We start from the raw sequence: 19205 nt of genomic DNA on the forward strand, positions 1-19205 counted from the left end.
ATAAGAAACAGAAAAAACTCACTGTTTTCTACCTTTATAGTTTTTCCATTCTGGAACTTCTTGAAATGAGTATAATTTATATTGACACAAGTATTATATAAGAATATGATTTTTATAATACACTTTTTTAAGAAAGGGTTTGGCTGACATGGCTTCGATTGATAACGAAAGTATCATTAAAAGCGTCCCGCAAAAAGGGTTCTTTGGTCACCCGCGAGGACTATTTACACTATTTTTCACCGAATTTTGGGAGCGTTTCTCTTACTATGGAATGAGAGCAATCTTGCTTTACTATTTGTATACAGAGACGGTAAACGGAGGGCTTGGCTTTGACAAAGGCACTGCGGTTGCCATTATGTCGATTTACGGATCACTCGTATACATGTCCACTATTATTGGCGGATGGCTCGCTGATCGGGTATTCGGAACCGCAAACACCGTGTTTTACGGCGGCATATTTATTATGTTCGGCCACATTGCACTCGCCTATCCGGGCAGCGCGATAGCATTCTATATCAGCATGGTGCTTATCATTATCGGAACAGGCTTATTAAAACCAAACGTTTCGAGCGTCGTTGGAGATCTTTACACGAAAGAAGACCCGCGCCGCGACTCAGGTTTCAGTATTTTCTACATGGGGATTAACCTCGGCGGTTTACTCGCGCCGTTAATTGTCGGAACACTCGGACAGAAGTACAACTATCATCTCGGCTTCGGAGCTGCCGCGGTCGGAATGCTTCTTGGACTTATCGTATTTGCTTTGACAAGAAAGAAAAACCTCGGGCCTGCAGGTTCAAATGTGCCGAATCCGCTGTCTAAAAAATCTGCAATCGGCACCGGAATCGGTGTTATCATTGTGGCGATCGCAGTGATGATTTCTGTACAAACAGGCGTGCTGACGATCAACCGTTTCATCGACCTTGTAAGTATTCTCGGTATTTTGATTCCTGTTATTTATTTCATCATCATGTTTACAAGCAAAAAAGCGGACAAAACAGAAAAATCTCGTCTTGCCGCTTACGTTCCTTTGTTTATCGGTGCTGTCATGTTCTGGGCCATTCAGGAACAAGGAGCGACCATTCTTGCGGTATACGCTGATGAACGCATAAGACTTTCATTGGGCGGAATAGAACTTCAGTCATCTTGGTTCCAATCATTAAACCCCTTGTTTATCGTCATTTTCGCACCAATTTTCGCATGGCTTTGGATGAAGCTTGGCAAACGCCAGCCGTCCACACCAGTTAAATTTTCAATCGGAATTATTTTAGCCGGATTGTCATTTATCATTATGGTATTCCCGGCTATGCAAGGGAAAGAAGCACTCGTAAGCCCGCTGTGGCTCGTTCTCAGCTTCCTGCTTGTCGTGCTTGGAGAGCTGTGCCTGTCACCAGTCGGTTTATCCGTGACAACAAAACTGGCGCCAGCTGCATTCTCTGCACAGACAATGAGTATGTGGTTTCTGACTAACGCAGCAGCCCAGGCGATCAATGCCCAAGTAGCCGGGTTGTTTGATAAAATACCTGAAACAACGTACTTCGGTACCATCGGCTTGATTTCTATCATACTCGGCGGCATTCTGCTGCTGATCTCACCGATCATCAAACGTGCGATGAAAGGTATCTTATAATAAAGAAAATCCCGCAGATCAACTCTGCGGGATTTTTATTTTTCTATCCATTCCATTAAGCTTTGCCTGAAGGTCTGCGGTTCCTCCAGCATCGGCTGGTGCCCGCTCTTTTCAAAGATGACCTTCTTCACATGCGGATATATACCGTCAATGGCATCCCACAATGATACAGGAGCAACCAAATAGTCATATCTGCCTAAACCGATATAGACAGGAACATGAACGTCTGCTAACCGCTGTATGAGGTTCATCTGCGCGAATGTATGTCCCCATAATTCATCTATGATCGGCATATTGGTGTCAACACCTTCCCATAAAGCTGCCGCATTCGGCCTCTCTTTATAAAAACTTTTCGCTTCAGCGCGAATGCACATGTGCACGAAACGCCTTTCAGGATCTTTTTCTATGTCACCTGCTAAACTTGCAATATCTTTTTCGAAACGTTTCTTTCTCTCAGGGCTGGCTGTTTCCCTAAAAAACGCTTCACTGTCCCGCTGTCTCTTTTGACTGTTATCAGGCGCTGAATTGAGGAGCACGGCCTTTCGCACATGCTCAGGGTACTTTCTGGCGTATTCTAATGCCATAAACGCATGCCCCGAATGTCCCATGATGATAAAATCCTTAAGCTGAAGATGGCGTCTTATCGCTTCAATATCGTCCAAAACTGCATCCAGGCTTTGATCTTCCGGCCGCAGCGCCCGCGCCGGCTTGGCAAAACCCCTGTGATCGGCAAATATCCATTGATATTTCTGTTTGATATCCTGATGAAATAGACGCGGGTAGTAAACCGCACTGCCGATCACGAGAATCGGCGCGCCCTCTCCTTCAATACAATAAGATAAATCAAAACCGTCTGAATGACAGATCCCCTTTGTGACCATTCCTCACGCCCCCTTTGTCTTTATATGGTTCATTATACTAATAAAAGCCTGACGCATGGCGTCAGGCTTTTTATTTATCGTTTTAATTCCTCCAGCGTTGCTTCCCATCTGTTCAGCACCTCTTCAGCATTGTGAAGCTGTATCCTGACACCGGAAGTTATATCAGCGTACTTTGCAACATCCTCCTTAGCTGAAGCGATACGGCAGGCAAAGCGTTCCCTGTCATAAACCGCATCGTTCAGCGGCGGGAGCGGCTCACATTGCAGTTTTACGTAATGAGCGGCTCCTTTCCACCATGCAGTAAGCTGGGCTTGTCCCGTTCGAAGGATATTTCCCGCGGTCTCTGTGTTTTTCCACAGGGCGATCCGGATATCCGTCCGATTCAGGGCGATGATTTCTCCGGCGCTGATCATAGCGGCATGCGGCCAGCCGTCCTCCGATACCGTTTGCAGAACGAAGGCTTCATGCTGCTTTTCTTTCAGACGTTCCCCGTCAAGCAGCTCAAAGAGACGGTCTGATAGTTGGTTCACGCCGATCAGGCCTTTCGTTCCGGAACAGCGGGAACTTCAACCGCTGTTTCTGTTTCTTTTGGATCGATTTTAAAGGCCGGATTATATTTTTCCGGATTTGTAATACTTTCCGGTTCACATGATCTCCATGTAAAAAAACATGTTTGGCATTGATAGACTTCCCATGCTCCTTCTACAGGCGATTTGCTCATGACTTCTCCTTTTTTTGAATCGCATCGAGGACATGTATGCATGTCGAATCATCCTTTCCTTATTTATTCATCAAGTCCATTAGTTTTTGTTCCCATTCTTTTGTTGTTAATGGAGAATCAAGCGGCTGTGAATAATGGCCTCTTGTTTCCGGCGCAACAGGTGTTGTGGCATCAAGAATCATTTTGTGCGTGATTCCTGATGGATTTGATCCCGGGTCAAGCGGCAGGACAGATAAATCCGGTATAATGACCGCATCGTGTTTCGGGTGCATTTTTGTAGAGAGCGCCCACATGACCTGCGGCAGGTTGAATGGATCGACATCCTCGTCGACAACGATAACCATTTTGCAGTAGCCTAGTCCGTGCGGGGTTGTGAGCGCGCGCATGCCGACCGCTTTCGCAAATCCGCCATAGCGGTTTTTTGTTGATACAATCGCGATTAAACCGTGTGTGTACATGGCGTTCACAGCCACAATTTCATTCGGATACGCTTCTTTTAGCTGCTGATACAGCGGCACACAAGTATTAATGCCAATCATGTAATCACATTCTGTCCACGGCATGCCTAAGTATAAATGTTCAAAAATCGGGTTGTTTCTGTGATACACGCGGTTAATTTTGATAATCGGCATGCTGCGTCCGCCGGAATAGTGCCCTGTAAATTCACCGAATGGCCCTTCATATTCACGTTCTCCGGCAATGATTTCTCCCTCGAGCACAACTTCTGCTCCCCATGGAATATCAAGGTCAGACAGCTTTGATTTTACGATGCGGTACGGTTCTCCTTGGATTGCTCCCGCCATTTCGTATTCGGATTGATCATAGAGAAGCGGAGTGGATGCCGCGGTTGTAATGACCGGTTCACATCCGAGCGCAATCGTGACCGGAAGATTGATGCCGCGTTCTTCAGCTTGGCGCAGATGGATCGCAATATCGTGCTGCGGCACAGGCTGAATGCCGAGGCGGTCTTTTCCCTTTACCTGCATTCTGTATATGCCGACATTTTGTTTGCCGAAGGTGTCAGGGTCCTCAAGGTCGCGGGAGATGACGCATGCTTTGTCTAAATAGTAACCGCCGTCTCCTTGGTTAATCCTGAAAAGAGGCAGGATATCGAACAAATTGATGTCCTCTGTGATTTCATTTTCATGAAACGGCGCTGTTTCTTCGCGTTTGACCGGCATCGGAAACTGTTCATATCGCTTCGCAAATTCAAAAAACTGCTCTTTCACCGGTGTATCTTTCGGCAGTCCCAGCATCATCGCGTGGTTCGGCCAAGAGCCGATGACATTCATCGCGATTTGCGCGTTGTTGTAGCCGTAAATATTGTTAAATAACAGTGCAGGGCTTTTATCGCCGAGGTTGCTGGCTGCCCGTGCAGCTGCTCCCAGATCAGGCTCAGGCTTTACCTCTTCATTCACCGTTAACAATTGTCCCTCTTTTTCAAGGGCAGCGAGAAATTCTCTGAAATCTTGATAAGCCATCATCAAGCTCCTCCTTTTTGTTTTTCAATTCCATTCCAGCGCTTTGTCTCAGAAAGGCGCAGGCCGAATTGGTCCAACGTTCTGAATACAATATGGTCGACCATTTCTTCTAAGCTGCTCGGCTGATTATAAAACGCCGGCATCGGAGGAAGAATAATCGTTCCCATTTTTGTGAGTGCAAGCATATTTTCGAGATGAATCTGGTTCAAGGGTGTCTCTCTTGTTAAGAGAACGAGCTTTTTCCGCTCTTTCAGCATGACATCCGCCGCGCGAGTCAGCAGATTATCCGCCATCCCGGTGCGGATGCTCGCAAGCGATTTCATACTGCACGGCGCCACAATCATGCCATCGGTATCAAACGAGCCGCTGGAGATGGCCGCCGCCTGGTCCTTGTGCGAGTATGTGTATGTGGCCAGCTTTTCAACTTCTTTTAACGTGTAGCCTGTTTCATGTTTGATGGTAACGTTAGCCCAAGGAGACACAACGAGATGGGTTTCCACTTCCGCTGCCTTCAGCCATTCTAATAGCCTGACACCGAAGATAGCCCCAGTTGCCCCTGTCATTCCGACAACGAGTTTCAAATTTTGCCCCTCCTTCACGCTTGAATTCTGTCTTCATTTCAATCATACTCCTGATATATCCATATGAAAAATATTCGTTAAATCTATAATCAATACCTAAAAGGTATATAAAAGGAGGCCCTTCTTTGGACATTCGTCAGCTGCGATATTTCATTACCATTGCCCAAGAACAAAAAATCACCTCTGCCGCCAAAAAGCTCCATATGGCGCAGCCGCCGCTAAGCAGGCAGCTCAAACAGCTGGAGGATGAGCTGGGTGTTGTATTGTTTGACCGTAATAAGAAAAAACAAATGACTCTTACATATGAAGGAAGCATTTTTCTCAAAAGAGCCAAAGAGATTCTGCACAGGTTTGAAGATGCGGTCATTGAGGTACAAGAGCTGAGGGAGGAGGTTGCCGGCACGCTGGCTGTGGGTTCGACGATTTATTGCGCCGCTCTTATGCTTGAGAAAGTGACGCAAATGAAAGAAAGATATCCGCACCTCACCTTTAATATTTGGGAGAACGAACCGGCAACGCTGTTAGAGCTGATGGAAAGCCGGCAAATCGACGCAGCTGTCACGACAACCATGATCAAAAGCGATACCGTCCAATTTAAAAAGCTTGACGACATTCCATGTGTGCTCGTTCTTTCTGATGATGCCGAGTATACATGCGGAGACACCATTCAAATGGAGGATATCCCTTCTTTCCCGCTGATTCTGCTGCGGCCTGTGAACGGAAAAGGCGTTTATAACCAGGTCATGAATGAATTTCAGCGTCTTCAGCTGGAGCCGCGTATTGTTTGTGAATGCCACGACTCAGCAACACTGCTCAGTCTCGTCTCATCAGGATTTGGCGCGTCCATTCTGCCCGTCACCATGATTCCTGTTCATATGAGAAACCACATTCACACAGTTAAAATCGAAAACAACCCCTTCGTTATGACACCGGCTGTCATGTGGAGAACTGACAGTTATTTGCCAAAACCGGTACAGCAATTTTTGAATTTATTTTAAGTGTTTTTGTCTCATGAAAACCAAATACTTGACTCATACTAAAAAAAAGTTATCCTTTAGATTTGTAAGCTATTTTTTCATTTCAACAAAATTAATCAGAAAAGTGGGGAATAGAATGAAAAAAGCACTTTTAGCTTTATTCATGGTCGTAAGCATTGCAGTTCTCGCAGCTTGCGGAGCAGGAAATGACAATCAGTCAAAAGATAACGGAAAAAACGGCGATCTTTGGGCTTCGATTAAGAAAAAAGGCGTACTGACAGTCGGTACAGAAGGAACGTACGAACCGTTCACTTATCATGACAAAGACAATGACAAGCTGACTGGCTATGACGTAGAAGTCATCACAGAAGTCGCAAAACGCCTTGGACTGAAAGCCGAATTCAAGGAAACACAGTGGGACAGTATGTTTGCCGGCCTGAATTCCAAACGGTTTGACGTCGTTGCCAACCAAGTCGGAAAAACAGATCGTGAAAACCAATATGACTTCTCAGACAAATACACAACATCAAGAGCCGTTGTCGTGACGAAAAAAGACAACAACGATATTAAGTCTGAAAAAGACGTAAAAGGAAAAACGTCAGCTCAATCACTGACAAGCAACTATAACAAACTAGCTGCAAATGCCGGCGCGAAAGTAGAAGGCGTTGAAGGCATGGCGCAGGCCCTTCAAATGATCCAGCAAGGCCGCGTCGACATGACGTACAACGATAAGCTTGCCGTATTAAACTATTTAAAAACATCAGGCAACAAAAACGTAAAAATCGCGTTTGAAACAGGCGACCCTCAGGAAACGTATTTCACGTTCCGTAAAGGAAGCGGCGAGATTGTCGACCAAGTCAACAAAGCATTAAAAGAAATGAAAGAGGACGGGACTCTTTCTAAAATCTCTAAAAAATGGTTCGGCGAAGATGTTTCTAAATAATATACCGGCACTGACGCTTGGCACGGCGATCCCGTGGGATCTGGTGCAGCAGTCATTCTGGCCGATACTTTCAGGGGGAATCTACTATACGATTCCCCTTACGATTCTTTCCTTTATATTCGGAATGATACTGGCGCTGATTACGGCGCTTGCCAGAATGTCGAAAGTGAGACCTTTGAGATGGGTGTTCAGCGTATACGTATCCGCCGTACGCGGCACGCCACTTCTCGTTCAATTGTTCATCATTTTCTATCTGTTCCCGGCCTTTAACATTACACTAGATCCTTTTCCAAGCGCAGTTATTGCCTTTTCCTTAAACGTCGGCGCCTATGCATCTGAAATCATCAGGGCATCTATTTTATCCGTGCCGAAGGGGCAATGGGAAGCTGGCTATACCATCGGCATGACACACCAGAAGACGCTGTTCCGCGTCATTTTGCCGCAGGCGTTTCGTGTGTCGATCCCGCCATTATCCAATACCTTTATCAGCTTGATCAAAGATACATCGCTTGCATCTCAGATTCTCGTCGCTGAGCTGTTCAGAAAAGCTCAGGAAATCGGCGCGCGCAATCTCGATCAGATTTTAGTCATTTATATTGAAGCGGCCTTTATTTATTGGATTATCTGCTTCTTGCTTTCGCTCGTCCAGCATGTCATCGAACGGCGTCTTGACCGCTACGTGGCCAAATAAGGAGGTTCCGAGTATGCTTTCCGTTAAAGGATTAAACAAATCATTCGGTCAAAATGAAATTTTAAAAAAGATAGATATGAAGATAGAAAAAGGAAAAGTCATCGCTATACTTGGGCCTTCCGGTTCAGGGAAAACGACGCTGCTTCGCTGTCTGAACGCGCTGGAGATCCCGAATCGCGGGGAGCTTGCATTTGATGATTTCTCCATCGATTTTTCAAAGAAAGTGAAGCAGTCGGATATCCTTCAGCTCCGCCGGAAATCAGGAATGGTGTTTCAGGCGTATCACCTCTTCCCTCACCGGACAGCCCTTGAAAACGTCATGGAGGGTCCTGTTCAGGTGCAAAAACGCAACAAAGAGGAAGTCAGAAAAGAAGCGATTCAGCTTCTTGATAAAGTCGGATTGAAGGACAAAATGGATTTATACCCGTTCCAGCTTTCCGGCGGACAGCAGCAGCGCGTCGGCATCGCCCGCGCACTGGCAATTCAGCCTGAGCTGATGCTGTTTGACGAACCGACCTCAGCGCTTGACCCTGAGCTTGTGGGTGACGTACTGAAGGTTATCAAGGATTTAGCCAATGAAGGCTGGACCATGGTCGTTGTTACCCACGAAATCAAATTCGCCCAGGAAGTGGCGGACGAAGTCGTCTTCATTGACGGCGGCGTCATCGTGGAGCAGGGGCCGCCTGAGGAAATTTTCTCTGCTCCAAAAGAAGAACGGACCCAGCGGTTTTTGAATCGGATTTTGAACCCGTTGTAAAACCCAAAACAGGGCGCCTGCCGGCGGCCCTGTTTTTTTGTTGAGCCCCTTTCGCCTATTCCGCCCTTTTGTCAGATATGCTACAATGACAATCGATTGATTTTTACGAAAGAAGGGACTTCACGTGAAGCGAGAACTTGTTCTGCGCTGGACATTTTATTTTGCCGGTCTGCTTATTTTGTCTTTTGGTGTATCCCTTACGATAGAAGGAAAAACGCTGGGGATCAGTCCGTGGGATGCATTTCATTACAGCCTGTTTCAGCACTTCGGGCTTACCGTCGGCCAGTGGTCCATCATTATTGGAGCGCTCATCGTCGGATTCACGTCTTTGTTTACGAGGGCTTGGCCAAAAATCGGGGCGATCCTGAACATGGTGCTCATTGGTGTTTTTATAGATTTTTTCAATTTTCTTCTGCCTGCCCCCTCCACCTACACAGGCTCCGTCATCGTCTTCTCTCTCGGCGTGCTGCTGATCGGCTACGGCGTCGGTGTTTATGTATCAGCGGGCCTTGGCGCGGGGCCGCGTGATTCACTGATGATGCTGATTACAGAAAAAACCGGCTGGAATGTGCAATGGGTGCGGAACGGCATGGAAATAACAATTTTGTTTGCAGCATGGGGCATGGGCGGTCCGATCGGTTTAGGTACAATTTTGACCGCCATCCTCACCGGTATCATTTTGCGCTTTTCATTGCCGCAGTCAATCCAGCTGCTGAATTATGCTGTGGCAAGGCGGACAGCCGCTGTGAAAGCAACTCCGCCTATACACTAAAACAAAGCCGCTTCGGCTTTGTTTTTTTATTTTCTCCTCTATATGAGTCTTGTTGAAGTATGATAGGATGGTTTTGACAATCTTTTGCAGACGGAGGATCTAGAATGAAAATTTACGGAATTTATATGGACCGCCCGCTTTCACAGGAAGAAACGGATCGGCTGATGTCTTTCGTTTCCGCTGAAAAACGGGAGAAATGCCGGAGATTTTATCATAAAGAAGATGCTCACCGCACCCTCCTGGGAGATGTGCTTGTTCGCTCTGTCATCAGCGAGCAGTACCAGCTGAATAAAGCCGATATCCGATTCAGCGCGCAGGAATACGGGAAGCCTTGCATCCCTGACCTCCCCAATGCCCACTTTAACATTTCCCACTCCGGCCATTGGGTCATCGGCGCGTTTGATTCAGATCCGATCGGCGTCGATATTGAAAAAATGAAGCCAATCAGCCTCGGGATTGCCGAACGTTTCTTTTCGAAGAACGAGTACAGCGATCTTTTATCCAAACATAAAGACGAGCAAAACGATTATTTTTATCATCTATGGTCTATGAAAGAGAGCTTTATTAAGCAGGAAGGCAAAGGCCTGTCGCTGCCGCTTGACTCCTTCTCCGTGCGCCTGCATGAGGATGGCCGAGTATCCGTCGAGCTTCCGGAACACCATACGCCTTGCTTTATCAAAACGTATGAGGTAGACCCCGGCTATAAAATGGCCGTGTGCGCCGCCCGCCCTGATTTCCCGGAGGACATCACGATGATCTCGTACGAAGCTCTTTTATAAATGGCTCATCAGCAGCTTAATGCCGCGTTCAATATCTTCAGTCTTCACATTGGAAAGATTGATTTTTAATAGATTTTCTTTCGGATAGTCTGATAAATAATGGCGGTCAATCGCTTCAAGGAGAACCTCTTGTTTTTTCATCTTTTGAATCACTCTTGATGCCGGCAGATCCTCAGGAAGCACCAAATGGGTATGCATGCACGGGGCCTGGCCGCTGGAAAATAGAAAGCGGCCGCGGCTCGATTGTCCGTGTGTTTGAATGGCTTCATGAAGCCTGAGGGACCGTTCCTTATAGGAATTTCTGATTTTCTCCTTGTGCCTGCCGAACATTCCGCTTTTGATGTAAATTTCTAACGCGGCTTGGGAAATCATCGAGCAGTCAATGTCGTTCAGCTTTTTGTACGTATGAAATGTATCAGTCAGCGCATCTGGCAAAACGGCGGCCCCCACACGAAGGCCGGGAAATATCATTTTTGAAAAGCTTTTTAAATAAATCACATGTGAGGACAGATCGTATGCGTACAGCGGGTCTGCCTTTTTATTTTCCTCGAGATCACCGAGATAGTCATCCTCAACAAGATAGACGTCATAGGCTTCCGCCAATCTTACCAGCTCTCGTTTGTCCCGTTCGGCCAGTGAGCTCCCAAGCGGGTTATGGAAGCGTGGCATTGTATAAAAAAATTTGATCGGTTCTGTTTGAAACAGCCGCTCGACTTCCGCTAAATCAAGCCCCTGCTCCGTTCTTTTTATCCCGAATGCGGGGATGCCCAGTGTCTCCACTTGTTCAATCATCAAATGATAGCCCGGCTGTTCAATGGCGATCTTCTCTTTCCCATTGGGGAACGGCATTGCACATAGCAGGGATAGTGCCTGCTGGACGCCGGATGTGATAAACATATGACGCTCGTCCGCAAATACCTGCTGATCAGCAAACAGCTTTTGCAGAACACGGATGAGCGACGGGAGGCCCTTCGGCGTTCCGTAGAGAAACAAATCATGCTTGTATGTATCAATCGCTTTGTTGATGCAATGCTGAAAATCCACATACGGAAAAATATCAGGGTCCGGCGCAGACGTTGCAAAGTCGATTGGGCCTGACTTGCCGTGATGCGGCTTTCTCGTTTTTTTCACAAGATAATAACCGCTTTTCGGAACAGAATAGATGAGATGGCGTTTTTCCAGCTCTTGCAGCGCGCGGATCACCGTGCTTTTGCTGACTTGATAGCGGGCGGACAGCTGCCTGATGGAAGGCAGCCTGTCTCCTTCTTGATAGACACTGCTTTGCATCATTTCCTCTATCTGTATGAAGAGACTGATATACTTCTCCATTCTTTCTCCCCCTGTTTTGTACCGGTACAGTTCATTGTTTTTCTCATTGTACCGTTCCTATCCTCCCCATACAATAAAAGGGAGCGGCCGGCTCTATTATTTATATAAAGGAGCACTTCCTGTATGTATAAAAACCAGCAAACCTCAGCTTATCTTGCAGCTATGTTAAACGCTTTGATTATCGGTTTATCCTTTCTTTTTGTGAAAATCGCGCTGCAATCGGCAGAACCATTTGATATTCTTGCACACCGGTTCACCCTTGCGTTTGCAGCGGCTACTATACCTGTCTTATTCGGATGGGTGAAGCTGTCCATCCGTTTAAAAGATGTAATGGCCATTTTGCCGCTCGCCCTGCTGTATCCGGCGCTGTTTTTCAGCTTTCAGGCATTCGGCCTGGTGTACTCGTCATCCTCTGAAGCCGGGATCATTCAGGCATCGATTCCGATTTTTACAATGGTCTTTGCTGCTTATTTTTTAAAAGAGCGATCGACGTGGGCTCAAAAAGGGTTCACCGTGTTATCAGTTGCGGGCGTCATGTTTATTTTTGTGATGAAGGGCGTGAACGTTGAATCGGCCAGCCTAAAGGGATCTGTACTCATTCTCTTGTCCGCTCTGTCTTCAGCTATGTACAATACCGCCGCAAGAAAAATGACACAGCGTTTCCGGCTGATAGAGCTCACCTACATCATGTCAGCGATCGGATTTGTCGTATTCAATGCCATCGCCTTGGTTCGGCACGGCGCTTCCGGAACGGTCGGCACTTACTTCCATCCATTCCGGGAACCCGGCTTTATTCTCGCGATTGTGTATTTGGGCGTGTTATCTTCGCTCGTGACTTCGTTTATGTCCAACTATGCGCTGTCCCGGATTGAGGCGTTTAAAATGAGTGCCTTTAATCATCTGTCCACCATCGTGACGATGATTGCCGGAGTTATGGTTTTGAACGAAAGCCTAGCCTGGTATCACCTTGCCGGTGCGGCTTGTATTATCATCGGCGTGCTGGGAAGCAATGCCGGTCTCCGAAAAAGAAAGCAAACCGAAAAATCCATTTCTATGAACAAATGAGATGTTATGTTAGAGTTAAAGAAAAAATGGTTTGAGGTGCAGTGTAAGAATGATTCAACACAGTGTCTTCCTAGAGGGAGCCATTTCATTACAAGATATGAGATGTTATTTTTTATCCCGGCAAAGGATATCAGCATTGTTTTATTTTATTTATATTTTTCTTCTATCTTTATTGGTGTATTCTTTTTATGGATTTCCGATTACCGTTTATGACAGCGAAACACTTGAAGTGATATATAATGGTATTTTCATAGCGATTCTGTCCTTGATCTTTACATTGCTTTTGATTGCTTTTCATTATATACGGCTGCGTACCAGCTATAAGAACAATAAACGGCTAAAACGCAAAAGGACTTATACCATTAACCGGCAAGGCATTCGAATTCAATCCAAAAACTACGATACATTGTTTGAATGGGATGAAATAAGGGCAGTTGCAGACTATAAACACTTTTTCTCTATCAAAACTTCTAGTCACCAAGTCATCTTAGTTCCTAAACGTTTTTTTGTATTCGAAAATGAGCTCCACTCATTCAGACAGCTAGTAAAAGAACATGTACGTGCCAAAAAAGTAAAATGACAAACTTAAAAAGAGGGTTTTCCCTCTTTTTTTATGTTAATGAGATATGCCGCTCCATTGAGTAACATTCTCATCAGCTAATGGAGATTTACCCCTCAACACTCTCTTCGGTATGAACATGATTGTGTTTTTTGGTTGGCACCAGCTCCAATAATGCTGATAAACTTACAAGAACCAAACACACAACAATAATCAGCAAATAATTATGATTCATGTCAAAAAATAATCCGCCCACATACACACTGAGAGCGCCGGCGATTTGATGGATAAAGAAATTGATGCCTAGGAGCGAGCCGATAAGCCCGGTTTGAAAGCTTTCAGAAATGGACGCAGCAGTCAGCGGGATCACGCCTGTGTAGCTGAGCCCGAATAACAGCGTAAAGCACAAGTACCAGAACTCACTGTTATGAATGCCGAGTGCGGGAATGAGCAGGCAGATCAAGCTGATGAGACGAATGAAAAACAAAATGGAGAGCATCTCGCTTCTGCTGCCAAGCAAATCTGACAGCCAGCCTGCCAATAATCCCCCGATGATAATAAACGCCCCGAATGCAGCCATCATTCCGTTGATATGAGAGACATGCGCATCCTCCAGCATTGGAACGAGATGAGCATCAATGATTCCCATCGTAAATCCGCACGTAAATACGCCGAAGTACAGGATATGAATGAGGCGGGACTGCTTTAACACCTTCCAAAATCCCTGCCAGTCATAAGATTTTTTCACGGACTGCCCTTGGACATTGGGCGGGTGCTTCATTCCGAAGGCCAAAAGAGGCAGCAGGACAGCCGCTAAGAAAATGCCCAATATTGTATACGCAGTTTGCCAGCCTGCATAGTAAGGAGCCGCAGCCCAAATCGGTGACAGCAGCAGCAAACCGGCTGAATTTGCATTGGTAAAAATGGCGAGCGCCAAGCCTTTATGCGTGTCAAACCAGCGGCTGATAAAATACTGTGTCGTCACGCCAACCGCGCAGGAATAGCCGATTCCGCCGAGCACTCCGTAGATCACGGAAAATATATGGACATTTGGCGAATGCGGGAGCGCCAATAAGCTTGCGCTGATACAAATGGCGCCGATCCCCATAATCTTTCTGACGCTGAACCGGTCAATAAAAAAGCCGACAAAAAACTGAACGACACCTGTTGTGATCATAAAAATGCTGACGGAAGCTGAAATCAGCGACCGATCGGCGTGAAAGGTCTCTGCCATCGGGAGCATAAAAAATTGAAAGGAATTTCTGAATGAGTTCATTCCGATGGCGAAGACAAACGTGAACAGCAATACTAACCATTTCATCTTAGGAGACGCGCGAAGGATGTGCCGAGACATGTTTTCCTGACCTGCCTTTATTTGAGTATTGCGATTATTATATCATGAAAAAATTTACATTCTATATCAAAAAAGCGGACAGCACAGTGCTGTCCGCTTTTTCATTAGGAACTGGAAATCGGATGCTGATTCAAAATCGCAAAAATCCGTTCCGCCACTTCCTCCGTATTTGACAGCAGAAACATATGCCCGCCGTCAAATTCATGGAACGTGATGTGTTTCGCCCACTTCTTCCAGCCTTCCGCATCCCGGATGCATTTTTCGTCATTCAGTCCGTTAAAGACGTGGACCGGCGATTGGATCGGTGTCATGTCGTTAAGCTCGAATTGTTCAAGAGCCCGGTAATCCGATCTGAACGAAGGAAGAAAAAATGACATAACTTCTTTATTTTCAACGAGCTCTGCGGGCATTCCGCCTAATTTGATAATATGATCGAGAAATTGATCATCAGGCAAATGCGATACTTTTTTCCGCTGAATATGCGGCGGCTGAATCGCAGAAATAATCACAGCCTGCGGAAAAATGCCTTCACGCTCCAGTTTTTGCGCCAGCCTGAAGGTAATCATCCCGCCCATGCTGTGCCCGAACAGCACAAACGGCCGATCTGGATGCAAATGTAATTCTTGCTTGTACAAATCAGTCAGCTGCTCGAGATCCTCAATTGCTGACGTCTGATTCGTGCCGTGCCCGGGCGGTTCAGCTGCAAGCATTTCACACTCTCCCTGCAAGAAAGTATGGAGAGGGCGAAATGACGCCGAGTAGCCGCCGGCAAACGGAAAACAGATGAGCTGCGTTTTTTCCGATACATCAAATGATTTGAAAAGTTGGCTCATTGGCCGGCTCCCCCTTTCATCGCTTCCTTAAGAAAGCGTTATGGTTTGTTTATTAAGAAATTCGCGCAAAATCCCGGCATTCCTATCAAGACATTCGCCCTGCAGCATTTCGGCGTGTGTACCAAAGCCTTTTTTCACACGATAAGCGCCCGTTGTCGCCTCTTCCCATGATGAAAGCCATTCAGGCATTTCAAAGTCAATATCAGAGGTCAGCAAATCAATGTCCGCTTTCACTTGGCCCGAGCTGATCAGGTTGACGTAGTATGAGTAGAAGGCATGTGTTTTTTTCTTGAGCCCCTGCTTGACGGCTTCGCTATTGAGGGCTTCATTGTCTCGATTTACATTCATCAGCGCCTCGACATCGTTTTCGACCGTGCGTCCGTCCAGATCACTGACGCCTTGTTTTTTATAGGAATCCACCATGATAATCCGCTGTACAGTGCGTCCCTGCTCTTCAAGTTTTTTAGCGGCTTCAAACGCCAGGCTGCATCCTGCTGAATAACCGAACAGTGTCACAGGACCTTCCGGCTGAAGCTCCTTGATCAGAGCGGCATACCGGTCAAGACGATTTTCCTCTTCAATAAAGTCAAAGGCGCACAACTTGTATGACGGCAAGTGCTTGGCCAGGTTCTGATACATTAAGCCATATCCCAATACCGGAGGAAACGCGAAAATGATGTCATCCTGTTCCGGATTCATGATTGTTACGTCCTGAAGTCCTTCTGAGCCCCCGTTTTTCAGGTATGCAGAAATGCCGGCAATCGTCGGCGCTTCAAACAAAAGCTTCACCGGAAGGTCAATTCCGAGCTCTTTTTTGATGCGAGAAGCGGCTGTCATCGCCTTTAAGGAATGGCCGCCAAGCTCGAAGAAATCGTCATGGATGCTGACTTGCTTTCTGCCGAGAATCTCGGACCAGATTTGCGCGATTGTTTCTTCCGTTTCATTTCGAGGCCCAATCCATTCTTGCGATATCTGATCTTGCTCCGGTTTTGGCAGCAGACGTTTATTGACTTTTCCGTTTGTTGTTAAAGGAAGCTCGTCCAAGAACGTAAATGTCTGCGGCACCATATAAGCAGGAAGCTGTTTTTTCAGGTGTGCCTTAACGTCTCCTGCTGAAAGCTGTGTCCGGTTCACGAGGTAGGCGTTAATTGATGCGTCCCCAGACTCGCGGCGGTCCACCACGACGACCGCGTCTTTTACTCCGGGATATTCCTGCAGCTGCTTTTCGATTTCTTCCAGCTCGATCCGGTGCCCCCGTATTTTCACTTGATCATCAATGCGGCCGGCGTATTCAATCGTACCGTCAGGCAGCCAGCGAGCGAGATCCCCGGTGCGGTAAAGTGTTTCTCCCGGTTTGAACGGGTTGGCGGTAAATTTCTGCTTTGTCAGCTCATCACGATTTACATAGCCTTTTGATACGCCCATTCCGCTGATGCATAGTTCACCGACCGCTCCGAATGGCTGGAGCTGATTTGATTCATTAAGAATATAAATACTCGCATTGCTGATCGGCTTTCCGATCGGCAGTGAGGAGATAGACTCCGGAATCTCGTGCACGACGTGAGCCGTTGCAAACACCGTGCCCTCAGTCGGACCGTAGCAATTAATCAGCTTGCCCGGCCCCATGATCCGCAGCGCTTTCCTGACGTGAGGCACAGACGCGCGTTCCCCGCCGAATAACACACAGCGAAGCCCCTTCAGCCAATCCTCTCCCGCATCTGTGAGAAGATTAAATAAAGCTGTGGTCGCAAACATGACGCTGACATTCTCTTGGCGGATGAGACTCGTGAGACGGTCTGTATCAAGCAGTGTATTTTCATCTGCGATAATCAGCCTTGCTCCATTCAGAATGGAAGCGTAGAAATCAAAGGTAAATGCGTCAAAAGCGTAATTCGATACAGATAAGAACGTGTCTTTTTCAGAAAACGTCATGTAGTCAACGTGCTTCACTAATCCTTGAATATTGGCATGCGTCGTGATATTTCCCTTTGGCTTTCCGGTTGTGCCTGATGTATACATGATATACGCCGCATCATCGGGTGCAATCGCGGTTTCAGGATCGCTTGCCTCTTCTTCAAAACGGATGGGATCATCAATGATGAGTGTTTGGCCTGTAAACGGCAGCTGATTCGCTTGCTCTTTCATCTCTTGGTGTGTAAGCAGACATGCCGCCCCGCTGTCGGTCAGCATATATGAGATTCGGTCATCCGGCAGCTTAGGATCAACCGGCACATAAGCAGCTCCCGCTTTTAACACACCGAGAATCCCAATCACCAGTTCCAGCGAGCGCTTCGTGTACAATGCAACAACTGAGCCTTTGCCTGCCCCTTGCTTTTGCAAACGGCGTGCGAGGCGGTTCGTTTCCTCGTCTAATTCGTGATAGGACAGCGTTCGGCCTGCAAATGTGAGCGCCGGTGCACTTGGATTGACGTCCACCGCCTCCTTGAACCAATCCGTCAGCGGTTTTGGCTCACACGTTTGAGGTGCCGGATTTAAGCCGTTAAGCAAGTACTCTTTTTCTTTTTCGTCAATGAAATCAATGGTGCTGACAGGCTGATCCGGATGCTGAATAAGCTGCTGAATCGCTGTGAGAAGCTGGGATTTTAAGCGCAGCATAAACGCTTCATCAAACACATTCTCATTATAGGCAAGCTTGATCAGCATTTCGTCACCCGGGGAGGCCATCAAATTGAGATCGTAATTTGACTTCTCAAATACATGGACATCCTCCATATCGAACCCGTTTTGACTGCTTTCTTCATTGCTTGCATCCTGAAGCGGATAATTTTCAAACACGATGATGTGGTCAATCAATTTCAACTGGTTGGCTTGGCTTTGGATGTCATAAAGCGGCACATATTGATGCGGTTCTGACTCAAGTGACTGCTCCTGAAGCTGCTTGAGCAAACCGTTGAATGTCATGTTTTCAGCCAATTTCACTCTTCTTGGAACAACGTTGATAAACAGGCCGACCATATGTTCAACGCCTTTGATTTCCGCGGGACGTCCGGAAACGACTGTACCGAAAGCCAAATCGTCAGACCGCTGATAACGGCTGATCAGTACGCTCCAGACTGCCTGCAAAGCGGTACTCAAAGTGGTGTGCTGAGATTTCGCAAGCTCTGTAAAAGCTTTTGTTTCCGCTTCCGGCAGTGAGAAGAGAAGTTCTTTCGGTTCGTACCCTTCCTTTTGTTTCTTTCTTTGCTCCGCAAACGTCGTCTGTCCTTCAAAGTCTTCCAAGTACTCGTGCCAGTAGCGGAGCGATGCTTGTTTATCCTGCTTTTCAAGCCACTTGATGTATTCCTTATACGGTTTGACAGGCGGCAGACTGTACGGCTTTTGTTCGCGTAAAGCGTTGTATACCTTAAACAGATCCTGCACGACGATGCCGAAGCACCATCCGTCCAAAATCATGTGGTGGTAGCTCCACACCCATTCAAAGCTGTTGTCAGCTTTTTTGAAGATGGCTGCCCTCATCGGAATATCCCGCGTTAAATCAAAGCCTTTGATCTTATCCTGTGCTTTGTATTCATTGATTTTGTCCGTTTGTTCACTTTCGGGTAAATGTGTCAGATCCATTTCTTCTATATGAAATTGACGTTTTTTTAATACGACTTGAACGGGCCTTTTTACTTTTTCGTGAATGAACACGGTACGAAATACATCGTACCGGTCCATGATGACATTCATGCTTTCTTCAAGGCATTTGATATTGAAGTCGCCCTTTACTTTCATCGTAATTTGTTCAAGGTAAAAGCTCTGGCCGGGATTAAGGATGGTATGAAACAGCATCCCCTCCTGCATCGGCGATAGGTAATACATATCTTGAACCTGATCTTTGCTAAATTGACTCAT

Annotated in this window: 17 protein-coding genes and 1 pseudogene; 9 read left to right on the top strand and 9 right to left on the bottom strand. The window is 46.6% G+C overall.

Translation table 11 applies throughout. The features are described 5' to 3' along the window. Nucleotides 1–148: 148 nt before the first annotated feature. Entirely contained in the window at nucleotides 149–1627 is a 1479-nt protein-coding gene (locus LNN34_RS14355; RefSeq protein ID WP_044161897.1) for a peptide MFS transporter, read from the top strand. A gap of 35 nt (nucleotides 1628–1662) precedes the next feature. Here LNN34_RS14355 and LNN34_RS14360 read toward each other — a convergent pair whose 3' ends face one another. The 5 genes and pseudogenes from LNN34_RS14360 to LNN34_RS14380 form a co-directional block, all read right to left on the bottom strand. Further along, nucleotides 1663–2508, bottom strand: a complete 846-nt coding sequence (locus LNN34_RS14360; protein ID WP_229043684.1) for an alpha/beta fold hydrolase — start codon at nucleotides 2506–2508, stop codon at nucleotides 1663–1665. Nucleotides 2509–2582: 74 nt separating this feature from the next. Then, nucleotides 2583–3047 carry a pyridoxamine 5'-phosphate oxidase family protein gene (locus tag LNN34_RS14365; RefSeq protein ID WP_101863979.1) on the bottom strand — a complete coding sequence of 155 codons (465 nt, stop codon included), beginning with the start codon at nucleotides 3045–3047 and terminating at the stop codon, nucleotides 2583–2585. Beyond that, a complete protein-coding gene (gene bsdD, locus LNN34_RS14370; RefSeq protein WP_044161900.1) occupies nucleotides 3044–3271 on the bottom strand; it encodes a phenolic acid decarboxylase subunit BsdD in 228 nt (75 codons plus the stop codon). The genes LNN34_RS14365 and bsdD overlap by 4 nt, the downstream gene beginning before the upstream one ends. Nucleotides 3272–3288: 17 nt before the next feature. Next, nucleotides 3289–4710: a phenolic acid decarboxylase BsdC gene (bsdC, locus tag LNN34_RS14375; protein WP_044162203.1), complete on the bottom strand. Its 1422-nt coding sequence runs from the start codon at nucleotides 4708–4710 to the stop codon at nucleotides 3289–3291. Nucleotides 4711–4712: 2 nt separating this feature from the next. Next, nucleotides 4713–5328, bottom strand: a pseudogene (locus LNN34_RS14380) (non-oxidative hydroxyarylic acid decarboxylases subunit B). Nucleotides 5329–5416: 88 nt separating this feature from the next. Here LNN34_RS14380 and LNN34_RS14385 point away from each other — a divergent pair. From LNN34_RS14385 to LNN34_RS14410, 6 genes are all read left to right on the top strand, one after another. Beyond that, nucleotides 5417–6289, top strand: a complete 873-nt coding sequence (locus LNN34_RS14385; protein ID WP_101863977.1) for a LysR family transcriptional regulator — start codon at nucleotides 5417–5419, stop codon at nucleotides 6287–6289. Between the two features lie 115 nt (nucleotides 6290–6404). Continuing rightward, nucleotides 6405–7211 (top strand): cystine ABC transporter substrate-binding lipoprotein TcyA, encoded by an 807-nt coding sequence (gene tcyA / locus LNN34_RS14390; RefSeq protein WP_229043685.1) that lies wholly within the window; start codon nucleotides 6405–6407, stop codon nucleotides 7209–7211. Then, a complete protein-coding gene (gene tcyB / locus LNN34_RS14395; RefSeq protein ID WP_059334481.1) occupies nucleotides 7198–7902 on the top strand; it encodes a cystine ABC transporter permease TcyB in 705 nt (234 codons plus the stop codon). The genes tcyA and tcyB overlap by 14 nt, the downstream gene beginning before the upstream one ends. A 13-nt stretch (nucleotides 7903–7915) precedes the next feature. Further along, complete coding sequence (gene tcyC, locus LNN34_RS14400; protein WP_024120193.1) at nucleotides 7916–8659, top strand: cystine ABC transporter ATP-binding protein TcyC; 744 nt, start codon at nucleotides 7916–7918, stop codon at nucleotides 8657–8659. 124 nt (nucleotides 8660–8783) lie between these two features. Then, a complete protein-coding gene (locus LNN34_RS14405) occupies nucleotides 8784–9431 on the top strand; it encodes a YczE/YyaS/YitT family protein (RefSeq protein ID WP_024120192.1) in 648 nt (215 codons plus the stop codon). Between the two features lie 104 nt (nucleotides 9432–9535). After that, nucleotides 9536–10210 carry a 4'-phosphopantetheinyl transferase family protein gene (locus LNN34_RS14410; protein WP_101863975.1) on the top strand — a complete coding sequence of 225 codons (675 nt, stop codon included), beginning with the start codon at nucleotides 9536–9538 and terminating at the stop codon, nucleotides 10208–10210. Here LNN34_RS14410 and LNN34_RS14415 read toward each other — a convergent pair. Further along, complete coding sequence (locus tag LNN34_RS14415; protein WP_229043686.1) at nucleotides 10205–11539, bottom strand: PLP-dependent aminotransferase family protein; 1335 nt, start codon at nucleotides 11537–11539, stop codon at nucleotides 10205–10207. The two genes, LNN34_RS14410 and LNN34_RS14415, sit on opposite strands and share 6 nt — an antisense overlap. A 123-nt stretch (nucleotides 11540–11662) precedes the next feature. Between LNN34_RS14415 and LNN34_RS14420 the strand changes: the two genes are divergently transcribed. Then, nucleotides 11663–12604: a DMT family transporter gene (locus tag LNN34_RS14420; RefSeq protein WP_229043687.1), complete on the top strand. Its 942-nt coding sequence runs from the start codon at nucleotides 11663–11665 to the stop codon at nucleotides 12602–12604. 136 nt (nucleotides 12605–12740) lie between these two features. Next, on the top strand, nucleotides 12741–13184 hold the full coding sequence (locus LNN34_RS14425) for a YcxB family protein (RefSeq protein ID WP_229043688.1): 444 nt from the start codon (nucleotides 12741–12743) through the stop codon (nucleotides 13182–13184). Nucleotides 13185–13272: 88 nt separating this feature from the next. Here LNN34_RS14425 and LNN34_RS14430 read toward each other — a convergent pair whose 3' ends face one another. The 3 genes from LNN34_RS14430 to srfAC form a co-directional block, all read right to left on the bottom strand. Beyond that, nucleotides 13273–14517, bottom strand: a complete 1245-nt coding sequence (locus LNN34_RS14430; RefSeq protein WP_229043689.1) for an MFS transporter — start codon at nucleotides 14515–14517, stop codon at nucleotides 13273–13275. 104 nt (nucleotides 14518–14621) lie between these two features. Continuing rightward, nucleotides 14622–15350, bottom strand: a complete 729-nt coding sequence (gene srfAD, locus LNN34_RS14435) for a surfactin biosynthesis thioesterase SrfAD (RefSeq protein ID WP_059334477.1) — start codon at nucleotides 15348–15350, stop codon at nucleotides 14622–14624. Between the two features lie 27 nt (nucleotides 15351–15377). After that, a complete protein-coding gene (srfAC, locus tag LNN34_RS14440) occupies nucleotides 15378–19205 on the bottom strand; it encodes a surfactin non-ribosomal peptide synthetase SrfAC (protein ID WP_229043690.1) in 3828 nt (1275 codons plus the stop codon).

This window comes from Bacillus sp. AF23 (assembly GCF_020861455.1).
Taxonomy (GTDB): Bacteria; Bacillota; Bacilli; order Bacillales; family Bacillaceae; genus Bacillus; species Bacillus halotolerans.